Source organism: Pseudomonas sp. IT-P176, from assembly GCF_949767245.1.
GTDB lineage: Bacteria > Pseudomonadota > Gammaproteobacteria > Pseudomonadales > Pseudomonadaceae > Aquipseudomonas.
The window spans coordinates 302,533-322,092 of sequence record NZ_CATKPN010000057.1 but is presented as its reverse complement, the minus strand read 5'-3'; the positions used below and the strand labels follow the sequence as shown (position 1 = coordinate 322,092).

The 19,560-nt window shown below is 53.8% G+C and carries 17 protein-coding genes and 1 tRNA gene; all 18 read right to left on the bottom strand.

The features are described from left to right. Positions 1–280: 280 nt before the first annotated feature. On the bottom strand, positions 281–1,150 hold the full coding sequence (locus tag ACM6IP_RS17870; RefSeq protein ID WP_414861980.1) for a hypothetical protein: 870 nt from the start codon (positions 1,148–1,150) through the stop codon (positions 281–283). Beyond that, positions 1,147–2,712, bottom strand: coding sequence for an AAA family ATPase (locus ACM6IP_RS17865; RefSeq protein ID WP_414861979.1), 1,566 nt, complete (start codon positions 2,710–2,712; stop codon positions 1,147–1,149). Before ACM6IP_RS17865 ends, ACM6IP_RS17870 begins: the two co-directional genes overlap by 4 nt. Continuing rightward, positions 2,712–4,460, bottom strand: a complete 1,749-nt coding sequence (locus ACM6IP_RS17860) for a restriction endonuclease subunit S (protein ID WP_414861978.1) — start codon at positions 4,458–4,460, stop codon at positions 2,712–2,714. The genes ACM6IP_RS17865 and ACM6IP_RS17860 overlap by 1 nt, the downstream gene beginning before the upstream one ends. Positions 4,461–4,468: 8 nt before the next feature. Further along, positions 4,469–5,926, bottom strand: coding sequence for an N-6 DNA methylase (locus ACM6IP_RS17855; protein ID WP_414861977.1), 1,458 nt, complete (start codon positions 5,924–5,926; stop codon positions 4,469–4,471). A 571-nt stretch (positions 5,927–6,497) separates the two neighbouring features. Next, the gene (locus ACM6IP_RS17850; protein ID WP_414861976.1) at positions 6,498–7,475 is read right to left on the bottom strand and encodes an integrase domain-containing protein; all 978 of its coding nucleotides are present in this window, start codon (positions 7,473–7,475) and stop codon (positions 6,498–6,500) included. A gap of 894 nt (positions 7,476–8,369) precedes the next feature. Beyond that, the gene (locus ACM6IP_RS17845) at positions 8,370–8,699 is read right to left on the bottom strand and encodes a hypothetical protein (RefSeq protein WP_414861975.1); all 330 of its coding nucleotides are present in this window, start codon (positions 8,697–8,699) and stop codon (positions 8,370–8,372) included. 1 nt (position 8,700) lies between these two features. Then, entirely contained in the window at positions 8,701–10,035 is a 1,335-nt protein-coding gene (locus ACM6IP_RS17840; RefSeq protein WP_414861974.1) for a tyrosine-type recombinase/integrase, read from the bottom strand. Positions 10,036–10,207: 172 nt separating this feature from the next. Next, a tRNA-Thr gene (locus tag ACM6IP_RS17835) sits at positions 10,208–10,283 on the bottom strand. A 78-nt stretch (positions 10,284–10,361) separates the two neighbouring features. Further along, positions 10,362–11,183, bottom strand: coding sequence for an FkbM family methyltransferase (locus tag ACM6IP_RS17830; RefSeq protein ID WP_401126418.1), 822 nt, complete (start codon positions 11,181–11,183; stop codon positions 10,362–10,364). Between the two features lie 354 nt (positions 11,184–11,537). Further along, positions 11,538–12,767 carry a methyltransferase gene (locus tag ACM6IP_RS17825; protein WP_414861973.1) on the bottom strand — a complete coding sequence of 410 codons (1,230 nt, stop codon included), beginning with the start codon at positions 12,765–12,767 and terminating at the stop codon, positions 11,538–11,540. Then, positions 12,748–13,437 carry an ABC transporter permease gene (locus ACM6IP_RS17820; protein ID WP_095167402.1) on the bottom strand — a complete coding sequence of 230 codons (690 nt, stop codon included), beginning with the start codon at positions 13,435–13,437 and terminating at the stop codon, positions 12,748–12,750. The genes ACM6IP_RS17825 and ACM6IP_RS17820 overlap by 20 nt, the downstream gene beginning before the upstream one ends. After that, positions 13,434–14,129: an ABC transporter permease gene (locus ACM6IP_RS17815; protein ID WP_159993188.1), complete on the bottom strand. Its 696-nt coding sequence runs from the start codon at positions 14,127–14,129 to the stop codon at positions 13,434–13,436. The genes ACM6IP_RS17820 and ACM6IP_RS17815 overlap by 4 nt, the downstream gene beginning before the upstream one ends. Positions 14,130–14,206: 77 nt before the next feature. Beyond that, a complete protein-coding gene (locus tag ACM6IP_RS17810; protein ID WP_095167398.1) occupies positions 14,207–14,962 on the bottom strand; it encodes an ABC transporter substrate-binding protein in 756 nt (251 codons plus the stop codon). Positions 14,963–14,975: 13 nt separating this feature from the next. After that, entirely contained in the window at positions 14,976–15,749 is a 774-nt protein-coding gene (locus ACM6IP_RS17805; RefSeq protein WP_095167396.1) for an ABC transporter ATP-binding protein, read from the bottom strand. Positions 15,750–16,349: 600 nt separating this feature from the next. Beyond that, positions 16,350–16,802, bottom strand: a complete 453-nt coding sequence (locus ACM6IP_RS17800; RefSeq protein WP_159993196.1) for a hypothetical protein — start codon at positions 16,800–16,802, stop codon at positions 16,350–16,352. 5 nt (positions 16,803–16,807) lie between these two features. Continuing rightward, entirely contained in the window at positions 16,808–17,224 is a 417-nt protein-coding gene (locus tag ACM6IP_RS17795) for a hypothetical protein (RefSeq protein ID WP_095167392.1), read from the bottom strand. Between the two features lie 39 nt (positions 17,225–17,263). Then, positions 17,264–18,238: an alpha/beta fold hydrolase gene (locus ACM6IP_RS17790; protein WP_414861972.1), complete on the bottom strand. Its 975-nt coding sequence runs from the start codon at positions 18,236–18,238 to the stop codon at positions 17,264–17,266. A gap of 71 nt (positions 18,239–18,309) precedes the next feature. Continuing rightward, positions 18,310–19,362: a PDDEXK nuclease domain-containing protein gene (locus ACM6IP_RS17785; RefSeq protein ID WP_414861971.1), complete on the bottom strand. Its 1,053-nt coding sequence runs from the start codon at positions 19,360–19,362 to the stop codon at positions 18,310–18,312. Between the last annotated feature and the right edge of the window lie 198 nt (positions 19,363–19,560).

The following is a 19,560-nucleotide window of genomic DNA, read 5'->3' as shown; positions in this document are numbered from 1 at the left end:
GTTTCATGGCCTTCGGTACGCCTTGCATCGAGGATCCACTCATTCTGGGTGTGTAGGCTACTGAAGGGCGTGGATTGGAGATTGGCGAACCCCAAAACGAAAAAAACCGCCAGAAGGCGGATTTTTCGGGGGTTCCAGAGATTTTGAAAGCCTTCTCTGGAGCCTTGGATGGTGCGGCACCAGGAGTCGAATCGAGTCGCAACTATCTAATATTAAATAAACTTCCATTTGCGAAAATATTACTACCTCTAAAAATATCCTTGTCCAAAAAGACAGGGGCTCATAATAGCCCAAAGTCAAAAATCCACTCAAACTCAGCCGTCGCTGCACGTAGTGCACATTTTTTTGCGGAAACAAAATCAGATGAATCTGCAAGCTTTAATTTTAGTGTTGCAATAGACGTGTCAAAGCTATTTTTTGATATTTGATTGTTTGGTATTGTTTTCCATAATACATAGTGAGTGTTGGCATTTTTTAAGTCTAGGTATATTTGCTCCATATGAAATCGCCTCTTGTCCTTGATCTCGCCTTTGTCAAGGTGGTATAGCCAGATACTTGCTTTTACTCGAAAGATTTCTGCATCTGAAGGTTTTGCTCTCCAAGATGAACAGCTGGGCACTCCATTCGGGTCGAACCAAAGTAGTGCGACATCTGAAATACTGCACGGGTCAAGAGGTATAATCTGCTCGATACAAAGCGAATAGTCTGTTGGCTCAACAGCGCGTGCCCCCAAAACCGGAAAATAATCTGCTTTGCCACCATTCGTTTCTTCATCAACGCGACGTTGATTTGCATGCATAGCAGCTAGGCGAAAATTGCGCCACTCAAAAGCCCACCACCAGTATCCTGATAGAGTCTCACCCGTAGGCTCAAATTTTTCATCAATCACTTTAACCCTACCTTTGGGATGAAAGTGATCAACATTGGGATCTGCTCCTTCAAGTGGTACCTCGGAGTACCAGCACTTGTTACCTACGACGTTTCGTAATGCTTTTAGGCATGCGGGGTCTCCCCATGTTGATTTACGTTGTTTTTCAATAAACTGAGAGCGATCAACCTCTGGTAATGCGGTTAATTGCTCTGTAAGTTTTTTTGCGTTTCTTTTCCACTTTATGGGCAGTTTAGCTTTATTGATGTCGATAAAGATCATTCTGCACCATTAATTGACTTTTTATAAAGTAGATCGGACAGGTTTTTGACTGCTTCAATTTTGGTGTTGGCGTCTAGATCACCAGAGATAATATTATCCAACGCCATTTCGTATGCTTCTTTGGCGATATTTTTGTATGGGTCAGGCGAGCTTTCTCTGGACTCTAAGGACGGTATTAGGCGCCTTAATCTCTGCAAATGTCTTGACCTGAATTTAGACGGCATATGCATTGATAAGTCGTATATACGCTTAAGAACTCGAAGGCTAAATAGATCTAACTGGCTATCAAGACCATATAAAGGGCTTGTAAGAACACTTGCTACGCCTGTGCCTCGAGGATTTTCATCTGGCATCCGTGCTCGAATTTTTCCATCACTTCCTCTTGTCATCACCCTTATTTCTTCTTTAACTAAACCAGCTACCAAAAGTGGTTGGTGTGTTGCAAGCAGTGTATGGCTATTTTTATAAATACCGCCGATCTTTCGAAGATGATCGAGATATTCTACGCCCCATGTGGGGTTGAGATGAGTATCGGGCTCATCAAGTACGTAGAGGGATCCTTCATCTTGTGTAAATCGCATAAGCCCAAGTACGGTTAGCAGTTGTTGCTCTCCTTCACTTAGCTGACGTGTATGGATTGGTCCTTTCGCGCCTTTGACTTTTACTCGAACGCGAAAATCGTCAATCAAACCACTTAATCTCATGGTATCCAGTGCTTGGAATAACGCCCTTGGATCCTCACCGTATTCTTTGGCTAGTCCTCTTAAAGAAGCAATATCAGGAATAAAAAGATGTATAACTTCCCTTGTTTCCTTTCTCCGAAAGTCAGCCGGTACTACCAGTTTTCTTGAAAAAGGAGCTAGTGAATAATTCTTAAAACGCTCTAATAAGTCGCGTACAGGGCCCTTGGCTCCCCAGAAATCGTCGGCAGTAGACTTGGGTAAAGCCCAATCAGGTTTTTTTACCGTTAGCAAAGCAGAATCAAACCCTTCAATTCGAGGATAGGACTTAAGAAAGCTATCGACCTCTTTATCGTTAGAGAAATAGAAGGCTAAAAGAACAAAAAGCCCGTGTACTGGGCGGGCATATATAAAGCGTCTAAATTCCAGTTTTCCGGGTTTGCTTTTTGTTGCGGGTGTTTCTAGCGTTTCATTTAAAGCTCTTCGGTCATGCTTATGGAAGAGCTCTTCGAAACGGTCGCTAACACCAGAGTAATAACCTACAACATACTTAGGTGTATAGGTGCTTCTAAGTAGTTCGAGAGAGACCTTTTTCTCATTGAAAGTGGCTTTCGGCTGGGATCCGTGCTCAGATTCAATCTCGACTAAACCATTATTTATTTGTGTGGAACTATAAAGATTGTAAGATATTTTATAAGAAAATGCGGCCGGTTCGTTAAGGCTGATATTTCGAAAAATATGAATTATTGCTTCAAGTAAATTACTTTTGGCCGAGCCATTCCGGCCGATTATGACTGTTACATCTTTTGATTTATCAAACTCTATGCTCAAGCCTTCGAGATTCTTCCACGGGCTTTTGATTTCAAGAGAAATAATGCGCATTAGTCTTTCCTATGACTGATAGCGTTTTGCCCTAGCGGGATAACTAGAGAGCCCTCAGAACGTCCTTGCCTAAGAAGATCGAAAAATAGTTCAATGTTATCACTCAGGCCGGAGTGGGCTATTAAAACGTCTGGCGATGTTTCTCCACCTAAGTGCTCCAAACATAGCAACAGTTGTTCGAGAGTAGTGATAGGCTGGTCTTTCATAAACATAGGCTCTTTTGGCGTTGACGCCGAAATGCGCGTGCTATTCGTTTCAGGCGCACTTGGAGTAGGTATGAATTGTCTGCCGTTGTTCAAATATATGTTAGATATGCAGTTGAGATATTCATCATGCAGACTATTTCGAGCAGATATTTCTCGTTCCAATTCATCGCACGCGAAAGAGATTTCTTGAATCTTTTTAGTTATTTTTACTTGTTCGTCTGTTGATGGTTTGGAAATTATCGACTCTTCGACTTGACGCGCCGAAATGTGTGGGACGCCGCTTGAACGACCAGGAGTAACCTGATTGAAGAAGTCGGTAGAATGGGTCCACAACAATAGGAAGTCCGCTGTCATATCGTCGTTTTTCATTACAAACCGTCCTACGCGCTGAACTAGTAAGCAAGGAAGGTCTGTGGGCAAAATTTTAGCTGATTTAGTGCCGGTGCTTATAAATGGTCTGTCTAGTGACAATATAATATCGTTTTCATTTAGCAAAAAACGTTGGTATTCAGCGGCCCGATCATTACTTATATGGGCAGTGTCACTCCATCGTGTAGAGTGCGGAGTGATGTTAATATTTCTTAATAGCCGCGTTCCGGAATTTGAAAACCATTCACTTTTGAATGCGTAGCCGTTTTGTAAACTTGCGACATCTTGGATCGCAATGCTTTTAAATAGTTTTTTGGCGTTGGCTGAAAAGTAACCACGTACAGCCATGTCTCGAAAAATTTGGCGGAAATATTCAATGTGTTTGATATTTGACGTTGGTTCTTCAATTATTTTTAAAACTGCGTTAAGGTTTTTTAATTTTTGAGATTTGCTAGCGATGTGCTCGTTGTTAATTCGTTCTATAAGACTTTTGAAAAAAGACTCGATGCCATCATTTTTTACTTGAATAGATTGTTCTAGCGAGTTTAAAAGTTCGTAAGTCTCGAGGTAGGTCTCGATTATTTCTCTTTGTTCTAGTAGCGAAGGAAAGAAAATTTCCAAATCTTCAAGTTTGTTTTTTGTTATATGTTGTAACCCAACTCCACCGTTAGCATTTGCGATGATTGTTTCGAGCTGTGAGTTAACTGCAAGCTGGAGGAATCTTAGCTCGATATTATGATTTGTCGGGGTACATTTGAAAATGTGTTGATTGAGCGCTGCGCTGCCTCGCTCCCATATAAATGCGCCAAATGATGTGCCAGGGGTACCTGACCAGCTTATTAATAAAGTTCCGGTTTCTATACGATGTTTGGAGTCTAAATCCGTTGGGTCACAGTAGTTAAACTCTGCATCTTTGTTGTTTAGGTTCTGGATGCGGACAATTGGTAGTCCAGACGTTTTCCACTCAGTGGACTTGAATACTCGACCATTAACTAACTGGACTAGTTCGCTTAAACGCCTAGATTGCCATGAGTCTTTATTTGTGAATTCTTCGGGTTCATTTGTTTTTGGTCTGCGAAATTTTCCACTAACTAATAGATGCAAAATAACTTGACGCAAAAGTTGGATAGATTTTTGCGAGAATTCGAAAGCTTGAAAATGTTCAATGTTCATTGGGTTAATCATTCGGCGAACGCTTCTCTGAGGAGTTTTTGAAGTAACTCTCTCTGGATTTTTATGCGTTCGTCCGCTTTTGCCAATTCTGCAATTAGATTTTCTGGCGAGTCATAACTATGCTCGGCATTGTAAGGATTTTTAAAATCCAAGCTGTATTGCTTTTTTTCTATTTGCTCGATGCTTATGCGCCAAGCATGGTCATTTTCTTTTCTGTTTTTTCGGTCTGCGCCGCCCCACCATTCGAGGCACTGATCTAAATGCTCTGCGCGGATCGGCTTTGTCATAGAGTATGACTTTTGATTTGCAGGAACCTTATGTTCATAAAACCAAACATCATTAGTTTTTTTACCCTTTTCAAAAAAAAGGATATTAGTTCCGATGCTTGCATATGGTTTGAAAATGCTGTTCGGTAAGCATACGACTGTATGCAGGTCGCACTGTTGCAGGAGAAATTTTCGAATTCTTGCTCGTGTGCTTCCTTCACCAAATAGAAAACCGTCAGGGACGACCACGGCAGCCCGTCCTTTGTTCTTTAGTAATTTTATAATTAGTATGATAAATAAGTCAGTTGTTTCTTTGCTTCGAAGCTGCTCTGGGAAGTTTTTTTCTAGCCCGTCTTGTACTGTCGCACCAAACGGGGGGTTCGTCAGAATAATATCGACTTGATCAGATGGTTTAATATTTTCAATAGGGTGCGATAGGCTGTTCTTATGTTTTACGAAACTGGCATCTTCAATTTCGTGTAGTAGCATATTTGTTACGCATAGCATATGAGGTAGCTGTTTTAGTTCAATTGCGCGCAAGCTTTTTTGAATTTTTGGCTCGGAACTTTCAATGTTTAACGAATTATTCCGCATAAATCGAATGCTGTCAGTCAAGAATCCGCCTGTTCCGCAGCTTGGATCCAGTATTACCTCGCCGGGTTCAGGGGAGATTGCTTTCACTATGAATGCGGTGAGTCCTCTTGGAGTGTAAAACTCTCCAGAGTTACCTGCTGCTTGAAGATCGTTGAGCATTTGCTCGTAAATATCGCCAAGATTTTTTCTTTCTACGAGGCTTTCGAAATTGATTTCGTCAATTTTGTTAATCGCCTGTCTGATCAATGTGCCGTCTTTCATATAGTTGCGGGCATCTTCAAAAACGTCCACAATTACTTCTGCTCGTTTTTTACCACTACCAGGCGCCGAAAGATTTTTTAATTTAGGGAATAGTTCGTTATTGATAAAAGTGAGCAATTCCTCGCCCGTCAATGCACCATTGGTTGCCCACGTTTTCCATTGGAGTTCCTCGGGAATGATTAAGGTTTTTCTCGGATTTATGCGTTTAATTTGTTCTTCTTGGCTGCATATGATTTTTAGGAATAGCATCCAGCAAAGTTGAGATAGCCTCTGGGCGTCACCATCCACTCCAGCATCTTTTCGCATTATGTCTTGAATCGATTTTATAATGTTACGTGCGGGCATGGTCAATTCGTTCGCTAGGACATTTCAATGGCACTTAAATCTCATTACGCTGAGATCTAAATTTGTAACGGCTCTCTCAAGGCGTTAGGGCGTCGATGAAGCCATGAATCATCCCATAGAGTAGTCGAAAATTCCGGGCAGGTCTTCAGTCTTGCCTCAAGAAATCAACAGTTTTTGGTACGCGAATCCTCAGATGGATCATTTGTAGAACGCCGGCGGCATCGGAGTTCGGCCTGTGGGGGCTGAGTGAGGTCTGTTGGTCACAGCTCCCCCACCTCTCTTCCATTCGCGGCTGGGTCCAGGCAATTTTAGATCCAGGATTTCCCGAGTCGTTGGGATATCAGCCTTGCCGTTAGCTTATAGTAGTATCGAGTCGTATCTGCCCTGTCAGAGATTTTATGGTTCAGAAACCACAATATATGTTTGCGTTGCCATGTCCAAGGATTACTCCGTTGCCAATATTCAGAAATCGCAGTGTAGATAATATTGGCCTGCCTATAATGGCGCTGTCGACTGGTATGGGAGCCGGATACAGTTCCGCTTAAAAACAGTTGCATATCAAATCGGTAGCTCATTTTCGTGCTCCTATGTAAGCGGCTATCACATCGATCCGACCGTGCCCGAGTTCGTAACTTATTTGCTGTCGTGCTTTTTTATCTATGGCTCTATTCTGTTGGTAATAATTACCGCCTATTACGGGGGCTTCGTGTCCTGTTATTTGTTTGTAACGTTCGCAAGCATACGCAGCACGAAGTTCGTGGAAACCTTTGAGGTTTTGCGCATGGAGGACGTACCGTGCAGGCCGGATTATTTGCTGTTGGAAATCGAGATAACTTTCGTTAGGTGCAAGCAGGTTGCGGCTACCACTTGGTGAGACCTGTTCGGCATGCCTTAGGGCTTTGCGAATATGATCATCAACCTTGATCCATCGAGGTGCCGATGCGCCTGAACGACCACCTTTGGTACCATCCTGAATGTTGATTTTCCCGTAGTACTCGGCCTCACGCTTAAGGCGAGGAAGATCGGCTAAGATGGCTTCGCGCAAGCGCATGCCGGTGGCGCGTGCCAACTGCGTGATGGCGGCGGCACGGGGATACTGTTCGCGGAGCGCATCGACGATGCGCATCACGTGTTCGCGATCGGGGCCTTGTGGAGCTGTCATGCGCATGGTGGTGCGCTGTATTTCCAGCGCCTTGCTCGGACTCGTCACCTTCACATACTGATCACCGCGAAGCGCTGCCATGGTCCGGTTGACGCTGGACAATCGATTTTGTGCGGTGGCGATTGCTAGGTCGCCGCGCTCGACCAAGTGATGCAAATGCGCCGCGTAATCTGACAAGATCTGGCGATCTATCTGCCGAGCATCGTTGAATCCTGGTCCATCGTCTGAGCGACACCAGCGCACGAATGCCTGCCAACGATCGCTGTGCGCTTTGACGGTCCCGTAATGCCCTCCGTCGAACATGTCTTTTAAGGCCTGCGGTCCGGCATAACTCAATTGCCGACCATAGCCAAAATTACGCCCATCCCGCCTACCTACCAATGCCATGATCAAACTCCTCTCGAAGCTAACCCTTAAAACCCTCCCCACGTCATCCCGCCAAGAATGTTGAGTGTTATCAGGGATCAAGGCCCCTGCGACCTGTGAGGGTTGTCCACTAACGCGGGACTGGCGGCTCCTTACGACCGGGAGCTTGGGCATCTCATGATCTGGCCTCCTGAGCACTTCCGAAGAAGTGGGCGGGTGGAAGCTGCGCTGGCTGACGAGGCGGCGCCGCGAGATCCTGAGTCGGGTGAGGGCAGTTAGGCGATGACCGGGGCATGCCTGACTGTCAGTCAGGTGCAGTCCATCCGTGGGCTGCGGCACCATCATCTGCATCGCTGTTGCTGGTGACTTCGGTGTTTGTCACGCCGATTGTCACGAGGGGGAATGCCGCAAAGCCTTATACGAGTTGGGCTGCAGCAGCGGTAGGAGCGCCCGTCTCTTTCCAGAAGAAAGAGACGGGCGCAGGTTGGCGCAGTGAAATGGCCAAGCGGATAGGTTGCTGCAGCGCAGCTATGAAAGGGGATGATTTGCCGCAGTGGGCACGCTGGTAAAAGTAGGCATCCATCACATCGCTGTGACCGTGCGAGCCGCCGGACGCTAATCGCACTTTGGGAGAACCGCCACGGTGTGGCGTAGCCTTAAAGGTTCTGGCTACCTGGGTTGCTGTCAACGACAGCGCTTTGCCCGATCTTTTCTACGCCTGTGGATAATTCGGGTCAAGGCTCGAATTTTCGGGAGTTCTGCGGCTGTGGATGAAATTATCCACCGGTGGAAATCCGTGGTTTTTCACAGACAGTTGCGTGGGCTTTAGATTTTTTAAGTTGAGGTCCATCCAAACAGGGCGGCTTTGCAGCCCTGTTTGGATGGACCCGCGTGGCAGAGCAGATTGCGAGAGTCTTACGGATGTACGCTTGCTTTACTGCGGCACTTTAAAAGCCAAAGCAGTGTCAGCACCGTCGGCCAAAACAACGTGTTGAGAATGTCGTGAGCGCTTGCCTGCCAACGCCAGTATCCGAAGCTTCCAATATCGTCTCGCCGATCTACCCACTCGCCTGCACACGCAATGATGAAAACAACCAGCCAGCCAAGGTATGGCCTGAATCGTCGGGTGCCGACGATCAACGTTAAATAGACCACCATGCCCACATAGATATGCAGCGCGTCTTTTGACAGCCCGGTTGCCGACACGATGGCGAGCTTGATGCTTTGTGCGGTTGAGATATCCATGTCAATTCTTCCTTTCTGCGCCAGTGCCAGACTTCGCCTTTATCCGAGTAACGTTATCTCCAATCTGGTTGGCGAATTCGTGTGGAGTGACATGCTCCTGCCGGTTGGCCTCCAGGTACCGGCTCCACCAGTTCATGATCAGCCTGCGCTCCTCGATGAACTCAGCCTTGTGGATGTAAGCGGCGCGGACGTTGTTGCGCTCTTTGTGGCTCATCTGCCGTTCAATAGCTGTCTCCGACCACAGTCCTGACTCGATCAGTGCGCTGCAGGCCATCGAACGAAACCCATGTCCGCAGATATCGGTTTTGGTGTCGTATCCCATCGTCCGTAGCGCGTTGTTCACGGTATTTTCGGACATGGGCTTCCAGGGTTTGGCATCACCTGCGAAGACCAATGCGAATTTGCCTGTGAGTGCATGGATTTTTTCGAGTAGCGCCACTGCTGGCGGCGATAAGGGTACTAAATGGATATCCCCTGCCATCTTCGTACCTCTTGTGGAAAAGGGTACGCCTTCCAACGCGGGTCGAGTGTCCGGTATCTCCCAGGTGCCGCGCTTGAGGTCGAACTCGCTCCAGCGTGCGAAACGCAACTCGCTGGATCGTACAAACACATGCAGCGACAGCATCACCGTCAGACGGGTAAGTGCCCGGCCTTTATAGGTGTCGATCCGCTCCTGCAGTTCCGGCAGTCGCGATAAGGGTAGAGCGGGGCGATGTACCACCCGCGGGGCTTTGATCGAACCTTCGAGGTCGTAAGCAGGGTTTATGGTGATAAGCCGGAGGCGCTTTGCCTCGCGCATGATGCTCTGCAGGTAGTTTTGTACCCTTAAAGCAACGTCGATCGTTCCGCGCTTCTTGATCGCTTCCAAGGGCTGCATAAGGTCATGGGTGTCGAGATCAACAATGGCGCGGGCGCCGATCAGCGGGAATACGTGGGTTGTGAGGCGGCTCATCACAGTCCTGGAATGGCCTGGTGCCCACTTGGCCGACATTTCCGTATGCCAGTCGAGCGCAACGCTTTCAAAGGTTCTGCCTTTGATTACGGCTTCCGCCTTAGCTTGGTGTTTGGTCTCTATAGGATCAACGCCATCCGCCAGCATTCGCTTGACTTCCAAGCGCTTGCGGCGCGCATCGGCGAGGCCAATGACGGGGTAGTTGCCGAACGAGGTCAGTCCTTCGCGTCCATCAGGTTTGACATACCTGAGACGCCAGCCTTTACGGCCATTGGGTTGGACTAGGAGGTAGAGGCCGTCGCCGTCGAAAAGCTTGTAGGCGTGGTCTGTAGGTTTTGCCAAGCGGCAAGCTGCGTCGGAGAGCGGGGCTGTGGTGCGCGACATAAGGGTACTCCCTTTTATCGAAGTGACCTGTATCCCAAACTCTACCCTTAAAACGGCTGGAATCCACCAGTTTCTGACGGAAACCGATGGAACCCCAAAACGAAAAAACCCGCCAGAAGGCGGGTTTTTCGGGGGTTCCAGAGATTTTTAAAGCCTTCTCTGAAACCTTGTATGGTGCCGGCACCAGGAGTCGAACCCGGGACCTACTGATTACAAGTCAGTTGCTCTACCAACTGAGCTATACCGGCGTGTTGGGCGACGATTATAGCGATTGCTTTGCGTCTGTAAACCCCTGAATTCTGACTATTTTTGCGTAGCGCTCAGGGTCAGGCTCTGCGCAGCACTTTCTTGAGCTTTTCTACGGCTCGCCAGGAGCGGCTGTTGCGCAGGGCGTGGAGTTCGGCTTCGGCGCGGTCGGCGCGTTGGCGTTCGTTGTGCAGGGCGGTTTCCAGGTCGGTCAGGGGGTAGCTGAAGCTGTGTCCGTAGCAGAACTGGAACTCGTCGAGGTTGCACGGGGCCAGTTCGAATGCGCCCTTGAAGTGCAGGTGTTCTTCGGCCAGGTAGAAGGTGTTGAGGCCGTCGAACAGTACCGAGTGGTAACCGGCGTCGAGCAGCAGTTGTTCCCAGGTCTGGTCGCGGGTCCAGGGGGTTTCGATGAGGATGATCCAGGGGCGCCATTGGCTGAAGTCCATGCCGCGCAGCACGGTTTCCTCGTGGCCTTCGACGTCGATCTTGAGGAAGTGGATCGGGCCTTTGACGTGTTCTTCGCAGATCGAGGTCAGGGTGCGGGAGTCGACGGTATGGCTGCGCACCTCCATGCCGGCGTCGCGGTGCTGCTTGGCGACGCTGGCTTCCACGGTCGACAGGCCGGTGTCGGCGATGGCGTAGAAGGTCAGTGCCTCGGCGTTGTCGCCGGCCACGCATTGCAGGTTGATGTCTTTGGGCCGCTCCTGGCACAGGGCGTCGTGGTAGACCTGCACCGGCTCGATGTTGATGCCGGTCCAGCCGCGTTCATAAAACGCCTTGGTGACCGAGTCCACGGTGGGCTGATTGGCGCCGACGTCGATGTAGAAGCCGTTTTCGAAGTGCTTCAGGGCGCGCCACAGGCGAATGTCTTCGAAGTTCTGTGCATAGGAAATGAACGTCACTGGCGCTTCCTGTCAGTCGGCTACGGCGATTCATGGCACCCGCTGGGCGCCCGATGACTGTGTATAGCAACTGCATCTGATGCGCGCAATTGTTGGCATGTTAGAGGCCAGGATTCGGCAGTTATGTCCTTTGGTTTTAAAGCTTATGCACAACTGGCAGTTGTCTGGCGCTCTGGATGACCGATTTTTTGCAGGAATTCTCAACAAGTCGCAACTGGCTGTTTTTTCGTTCGTTTTTTAATGTGAACAAAAAATGACCAAGGGCCTTTTAGCCCTAAAAGCCTTGGATCCAAAGGCCCAGATGGATTTTCATCAACAGAGTTATCCACAGGCTGTGCTGCGACAAAATGCCCCTTAATGGCGCTCGGCTAGCAGCAGCAGATTGCGCGGCGTCAGCGCACTTTCGCAGAAGGTGCCGAGGCGAACCTGGTAGCCCTGGGATTCGAGAAATAACGCGCGGTCGAGGACCAGCCACAGTTCCAGTGGGCGGCGGAACAAGCCGCGTACCAGTTCCAGGTTGCGCACTTCGGCCAGGCGTTGCCAGCCGGCGGCTTCCAGTGCCGGCCAGTCCTGGGTGCCGACTGTGGATAAGTCTTTGAGTGCGGCGAGGTCGCGGCAGTAGTCGGCGAAGGGTTTGTCCAGCCAGGCGCTGGGCAGTGACGGCGTCGGCAGGTACTGGTCCAGCCCGCGCAGTTGTCGTTGCAGCAGGTCGAAGCCCAGGCGGCGAGCCATGGAGCTGTCGCGCTGGCGTCGGACCCGGGCGCCGGCGGTCACGGTTTCGCTGAGCGGCAGGGCCAGGTCGTCCAGGGAAAGCTGCAGGCTGGAGGCTTTGCCGGCGCTGGACAGGGCTTGGTATTGGCTGGCCTGGGTGCGGTTGTAGCAGCACGGGGCGACGGCCAGTTGTGGGCAGCCGGCGGCGCTCGCCAGTTGCAACAGGCGCACGTGCAGGTCGCCACAGGCGTGCAGGGCCACTGGCGTCAGGTCGGCGCTGACCTGGGCCGCTGCATCGGCTGCCAGCACGTCTTGCTGCAGATGCCGGGCAGTCAGCCGATGGTGCTGACTCAGGGCCTGGCCGCTGGCGATCAGCGCCGGGTCATGCTCGAGGCAGGTCAGTTGCTGGCCGGCTTGCAGCAGGCGGCGGCCCAGATGGCCCTTGCCCGCACACCAGTCCAGCCAGTGCCGGGGTTGTTCGGCGAACTGCAGGCAGGCGGCAAAGGCTTCGATCTGCTGCCATTTGCGCCCCGGAACGTCGACGTTCAGGCGCGGCGCGGCGGGTTGGATGGCATTGGCAGGGAATTGCGCGAGCACGCTGAGGGCCGCCGACTGCGCCGCCAGCGCCGGGAAAGGTGCCGGGGCGAGTAGCTGTTCGGGATGGTTGTGGTGGTCTTCGGCGTGTTGCAGCGAGCGCTGGCGTAACCACTGGGCCAGTTGCGGGTGGGTGGTTTCCCACGGCAACTGGCGCTGGGTAAACGGGCGCGGGCGCCAGAGTGCCTGGTGCTCGCTCAGGAAGGCATCGAGGGCGTTGAAGCGGGCGAGCAACTGCTCGCCCGTCAGCACCGACGGCTCAGCGTCCCTGGCAGGCATCGACGCGCAACCAGCGCTCCAGCAGCTTGAAACCCCGGACCAGGACGTAGGCCATCAGCAGGTAGAACATGCCGGCGGCGAAGAAGATCTCCACCGGCAGGTAGGTACGGGCAATGATGGTGCGAGCCATGCCGGTCAGTTCGAGCAAGGTCACGGTACTGGCCAGGGCGCTGGCCTTGAGCATCAGGATCACTTCGTTGCTGTAGGCCGGCAGGCCGATGCGCGCGGCACGCGGCAGGATGATGTAGAACAGCGCCTTGGGCCGCGACATGCCCAGCGCCCGGGCGGCTTCGATTTCACCCGGGGGGATGGCCTGGATCGCACCGCGCAGGATCTCGGCGATGTAGGCGGCCGTGTGCAGGGTCATGGTGGCGGTGGCGCACCAGAACGGATCGCGCAGGTAGGGCCACATCGCGCTGCTGCGCACCGCGTCGAACTGCGCCAGGCCGTAGTAGACCAGGAACAGCTGCACCAGCAGGGGCGTGCCGCGGAAGAAAAAGATGTAGGCGTAGGGCAGGGCGCGCACGTACCAGAGCTTGGACGAGCGGGCGATGCCCAGCGGAATGGCCAGCAGCAGGCCGAGGATGACCGCGATGGCCACCAGCTCCAGGGTCAGGGTGGCGCCCTGGGCCAGCTTTGGCAGCCACTTGATGATCACTTCCCAGTTCATTGGTTGCTCCGGGCAAAGCCGCGAGCGGCGCGTTTTTCCAGCAGGTGCATGCCGGTCATGGCGATGACGGTCAGCCCCAAGTACATGAAGGCGGCGACCATATAGAAAGTGAACGGCTGTTTGGTCATGGTCACGCCGTTCTGCGCGTGACGCATGATTTCTTCCAGACCGATGACCGAGACCAGGGCCGTGTCCTTCATCAGGATCATGAACAGGTTGCCCAGCCCCGGCAGGGCGATACGCCACATCTGCGGCATGATCAGCCGGGTGAAGATCCGCCATTTCGACAGGCCCAGGGCCACACCCGCTTCGCGGTGGCCCTTGGGAATGGCCAGGATCGCCCCACGGAACACTTCCGTGGCATAGGCGCCAAAGCACAGGCCGAGGGCGATCACGCCGGCGGCAAAGGCATTGAGCGCCAGGTCAGGCTTGCCGAAAAACTCGCCGAGGGCACGCATCAGGTTGACGGTGCCGAAGTAGATCAGCAGCACCCAGAGCAGTTCCGGGATGCCGCGTACCAGGGTCGAGTAGGTGCCGCCAAGCCACTGCAGTGACTTGTACGGGGAAGTCTTGGCCAAGGCGCCGAGCAGGCCGAGCACCAGCCCCAGGCTTAAGGCCGTGAGAGCCAGTTTGACGGTCATCAGCGCGCCAGCGGCGAGCGCCGGGCCGAATCCTTGGAGTTCGATAATCATGGAGGTCTATTCAAGTTGCAGCAGGCTTTGCTAAAGACCGGCGCGCCGGGTGGGCGCGCCGGTCAGGCACGTCAGGATCAGTAGATGCTGAACGGGAAGTACTTGTCGTTGATCTTTTTGTAAGTGCCGTCAGCGACGATTTCCTTGATGGCGGCGTTCAGCTTGTTGCGCAATTCGTTGTCACCCTTGCGCACCGCGATGCCGATTTCGTCGCTTTCTACCACTGGGTCGCCTTTGAACTCGTAGTTCTTGCCGGCATCGCTTTTCAGCCAGTCGTAGTTGGCGTACTTGTCGGCCAGGATGCCGTCGACGCGACCGGAGGTCAGGTCCAGGTAGGCGTTTTCCTGGGTGTCGTAGAGGCTGACCTTGATGTCGTCACCGTAGGTGTCTTCCAGCCAGGTACCGGCCAGGGTCGCGCGCTGGGTGCCGATGGTCTTGCCTTTGAGGTAGGACTTGTCGGTCTTGAAGTCGACGTTTTTCGGCGCGATGAATTGCAGCTTGTTGGAGTAGTAGCGGTCAGTGAAGTCCACGGCCTGCTTGCGCTCGTCGGTGATCGACAGCGAAGACACCAGGAAGTCGAACTTCTTGGCGTTGAGGGCCGGGATGATGCCGTCCCAGTCAGAGGTGACAACTTCGCACTCGACTTTCATCTTGGCGCACAGTGCGTCGCCGATGTCTTTGTCGAAACCGACTACCTGGCCGCTGGCATCCTTGTTGTTGAACGGCGGGTAGGCCGCCTCGATGCCCATCTTGAGTTTTTCGGCAGCCATTGCGTTGGCCGAGAACACCAGAGTGGCGGCAGCGGCCAGGATGAATTTCTTGTAGTTCTGCATGCGGGTAGCTCCGTTAGCGGTTGCTGGACATGAATTGTTTGCAGCGCGCCGAAAGCGGGTTTTCAAACACCTGCTGTGGCGATCCTTGCTCTTCTACCAAGCCCTGGTGAAGGAACACAACTTCACTGGAGACCTGACGGGCGAAGCCCATTTCATGGGTGACCAGCAGCATGGTGCGGCCTTCTTCGGCCAGGGCGCGGATCACGTTTAGTACTTCCTGAACCATTTCCGGGTCAAGTGCCGAAGTGGGTTCATCGAACAGAATCACTTTGGGCTGCATTGCCAGGGTGCGGGCAATGGCCGCGCGTTGTTGCTGGCCACCGGACAGTTGCGCCGGGTACGCGTGGCGTTTATCGGCGATGCCAACCTTGGCCAGCAGGGCTTCGGCGACTTCGATGGCCTCGGCCTTGCTCTGCCCCAGCACGCGGCGCGGTGCTTCGATGATGTTATCGAGCACGCTCATGTGCGGCCACAGGTTGAAGTTTTGAAACACAAAACCGATTTCGCTGCGCAGGCGGTTGATCTGCCGGCCGTCGGCGGCCACCAGCTCGCCGTTTTTTGCCGGCTTGAGCTTGAGTTCTTCGCCAGCCACCAGGATCTGCCCCTGGTTGGGGTTCTCCAGGAGGTTGATGCAGCGCAGGAACGTGGACTTGCCGGAGCCGGAGGAACCCAGGATCGAGATCACGTCGCCGTCGCGTGCGGTCAGCGAGACGCCCTTGAGCACCTCCAGCTGGCCGTAGCGTTTGTGCAAGTTGCGGATTTCAAGCGCGGGCGTGGCCTCAGCCATGTACGGTCCTCATTGTGTTCGGTTGTGCCTGTGCTGTTGGGCAGCCTTCCTGGCGAGGCGCCAAGCTAGCATAGCGTTGGAATGGCGGCCAACAGCCCCACGGGGTGCACACGGGAAGTGGTGCGCGGTTGTCGCATCGACGCAGCAGACTGTCGCGCTATCAACAACCGAACATCTGTTTGAAGCCATGTTTGCGTGGGGGGAGCGTAAAAAAAGGCGCGATGGTGCCAGCTTTGGCCGGGTGTTGGAAGCGCTAAGCGGACATTCGTTCCTGATCGGCACGTTTATTGTGCACCAGTGGTTTTTTCTGTGTGTTTTTGGTGCGCCGATTCATCCGGTGGCTGGATGGCACGTTAATGTTCTGGCGAAGTGCTATTAACCTCAATGACTTAGCGTTGGAGCTCGGCCTTTGTGCAGGCCGCGGAATGTGAGGTCGTGACACATTTTGGCGCAATTGTTTCGTGCGGAATTAGAAAGCGACAGGTTGGTTTGTTTTTGCGAGAAGCGCCGCCCTGCAATGGAATTGAGTTATCCGGGGAGGCGAAAAACGGCCGCTGTCAGGGATGACGAGCGGCCGTTCTGGTTAGCGGACTGCAGGGTTTACTCGGCCTTTTCGTCCGGTTCGCCCAGGGATTCGCGGTAGCTGTCCAAGGCATTGCCGAAGTCGCTGATGAACTGCGGCTCGGTGAGCCAGGCCTGGGCGGTTTCGCGGTCCATGCCGTCGGCCCACATGCGGTAGTCGATCAGCATGTCGGCGGCCAGGTGGGTGGCGGCCATGGCTTCGTTCTCGGCGTTTTCCATGTCGAGCAGGTCTGGGTGCTCGTTGATGATCTCGCTGAGGTTCGACAGCAGGGTCAACAGCATGTCATTGCGGCTGGTGGCCTCTGCGGCGTGCATCTTGCTGAACATCGCCAGGGTGTACTCAGGGATCGGCGCGTCCAGGTGGCCTGTCTCGTCATCCAGTGCCAGCGGCTTTCTGCCGACCATGCGGATCTGCTTGGCCTTGGCCTTGGCGCGTTTGGCGCGTTTTTGCTGTTTGTTCGGGGATGCCATGTAATTCAGTTCGCTTTCTGTTGAGTGTTGGCCGCGATGGCGTCGGACGCCGCCACGTAGTCAGCCTGGAAGGCTGGCGATTCGATCCACGCCAGGGCGCCGGCTTCGTCGGTCTCGGTGGACCATTGGCGATATTCGATGAGGGCCGCCAGGATGAAGTCCATGGCACCTTCTTCGCCTTCCTGCTCGTACACCAGTTCCAGCAGCGGGTCTTCGAGGAAGGCGCTGCACATGGCTTGCTGGCTGGTCTTTTCGGCGTCGATCATTTTCTTGAACAGCTCGGTCAGGTCGACTGACTCGAAGTCGATGCGATCGTCGTTCGGGTCCAGGTCCACCGGCGCGGCTGCGCGTTGGGTGCGGTTCTGCTTGGCCTTGGCTTTGGCGCGGGTGGCGCGTTTTTGCTGCTTGTTCGCGGATGCCATGGGCGTCGTTCCGTGTCTCGTCGAGAGGGTGCAGGCCGGTCAGCTACGGGGGACTCGCCGCCCGGGATGATCGGGGGCCAGTTCGCCATGTTGCAGCCAGGACAATGCAATGGGCCATAGTGTGGCTTGGTATGGGCTGCGAAAAAAGCCGAAATGTCCGACTTGTTGCTCGCCGATGTCTTGCGGGGCGATTCGCAGGTGAGTGTTGGCACTGCGGGTGAAGTAGCCCAGCAGGCGCTCGATGGCGGCAATGGTGCCGTAGGGATCGTCGCTGAGGCTGATTGCCAGGGTTTTCGCGGTAACGGCGACGAAAGGTAGCTGGCCGACTTTTGCGGCAAGCACGCGGCCGCTGGGGCACTGCTCGAAGCGCGGCGCGGATCGGCTCCAGTCGCGCACCACGCCGGCCGGAGTGTCTTCCAGCCAGCCCAGGCGTTTGCCGGGGAAGTAACCGCAGAGCCAGGTCACCAGCGGCATCACCACATGCCACTTGCCGAACATCCGCCAGCGCAGGTCCGGGGTGTAGTCGCGCCAGTAGGCAAACTGTGCACCGACGGTCACCAGGCGCCGGATCACTGGCCCCGAGTTCGCCAATCCCGCGGCACAGCCGCCAAAGCTATGGCCGACGACATCGATGGGCTGGCCAGGAAACTCGCGCTGTGCACGCTTGAGCATGGCCTCGAAGTCCAGGTGGCCCCAATCCGACCAACTGGCGTCGAGGTTTTTCAGCGAGGCTGGGCGCGACTCGCCAATACCCCGATAGTCATAGGTGATGACGTCGAAGCCATGGGCGCACAGGTATTCGGCAAAGCGCGAGTAGTGGCGGCAACGCACCGAAGTGGCAGCGTTGATGATCACCACTGCCCGGGACTGGTCGGTGCCGGCATGCCGCCAAGTGAAACCACCCAGGGCAAAACCGTCGGCGGCGGGCTCCCGGAAGGAAGTCATAAGCGGCTTGGCCAGCAGTTCCAGCTCGATTTGAGTCGGTGTCAGTGAAGGGCTTTCCTGCAAATTCATTGGCGCGCAACCTTTGCGGGTAGCTGCCAACCATAGTCTGCCTTTGGCGGGTCGACAATCCGTCCGGTTGGTCAATGGTGTCGGTTGATCAGCCGTTGCTCGAGCATGACCCGCTCACGATCCAGTTCCGCACGCAGTTCCTCCTCGCTGGGCAGCACCAGTTTGTACTTGCTGGCGAATAGCTGTTCGTGACCTTGCAGCATGGAGTAGCGGACCACCGACTCATCCTTTTGTGCGCAGAGGATGATGCCCACGGTGGGGCTGTCTTCCGGACCGCGCTTGAGGTCGTCGTACATGCGCACGTACATGTCCATCTGGCCCACATCCTGATGGCTCAGTTCGCCACGCTTGATGTCGAAGATAACGAAGCACTTGAGCAAGTAGTTGTAGAACACCAGGTCGATGTAGAAGTCTTTGCTGTCGGTGCTGATGCGTTGCTGGCGGGCGATAAAGGCGAAACCCTTGCCCAGTTCCAGCAGGAAGCCTTGCAACTGATTGATCAAGGCTTGTTCCAGATCGGTTTCCAGCACCGAGCCGGCATTGGGCAGGCCAAGAAACTCCAGCACCACCGGGTCGCGGATGAAATCCCGGGGGGTGGCTGGCAGTTGCTGGATATGGGTCGCGGCTTCCTGCTTCACGGTCGAGCGATCGCGGCTGGCCAGCAGGCGCTCGTAGTAGAGCGTGCCGATCTGGCGCTCCAGGGCACGGGTCGACCAGTTCTGGGTGGCGGATTCGATCATGTACCAGTGGCGGGCGTGGTCGTTTTCGACGCGTAGTAAGGCGCGGTAATGGGTCCAGCTCAATTCGTGACGCAGCGCGTCACAAATTGGGAATGCCTGGTAGAACAGGCGCATGTAGCGAAGGTTTGAGCTGTCGAAGCCTTTACCAAACTCCGCCGTCAGCACACTCGCCAGCGTCGCCAGCAGTTGCTTGCCATACCTCGCTCGCCTGGCGCCTTGCTGCTCGAACTCGACGATATGCCGCCCGATCTGCCAGCAGGTCTGCACCTGGGTGGTATCGACTGCGCGCAATACTTTGCGCCGCGCCTCGCGGATCAGGTCGCCGAGATTGCCCAGCAGTGAGGCAAGTTGTGGCTCCTGGGACTGAGGTTCGATGGCGCTCATGAGGGGCTCCGCGTTGGGAAGAACAGGCGGGAGAGCTTCTCAGTCGTGGGGTGGGACTGGATGCAGGGCGGGGCCTGGAAGTCTGCAGGAAAGACCTGTAGTTGCGCTGGAATCCAGCCATAGGGGGCGAAGTTCGACAGGTGAGTCCTGTAGTCCTTTTCGTGGTGGGCTCAAGTTCAAATCAGTCTGAAACTTGGC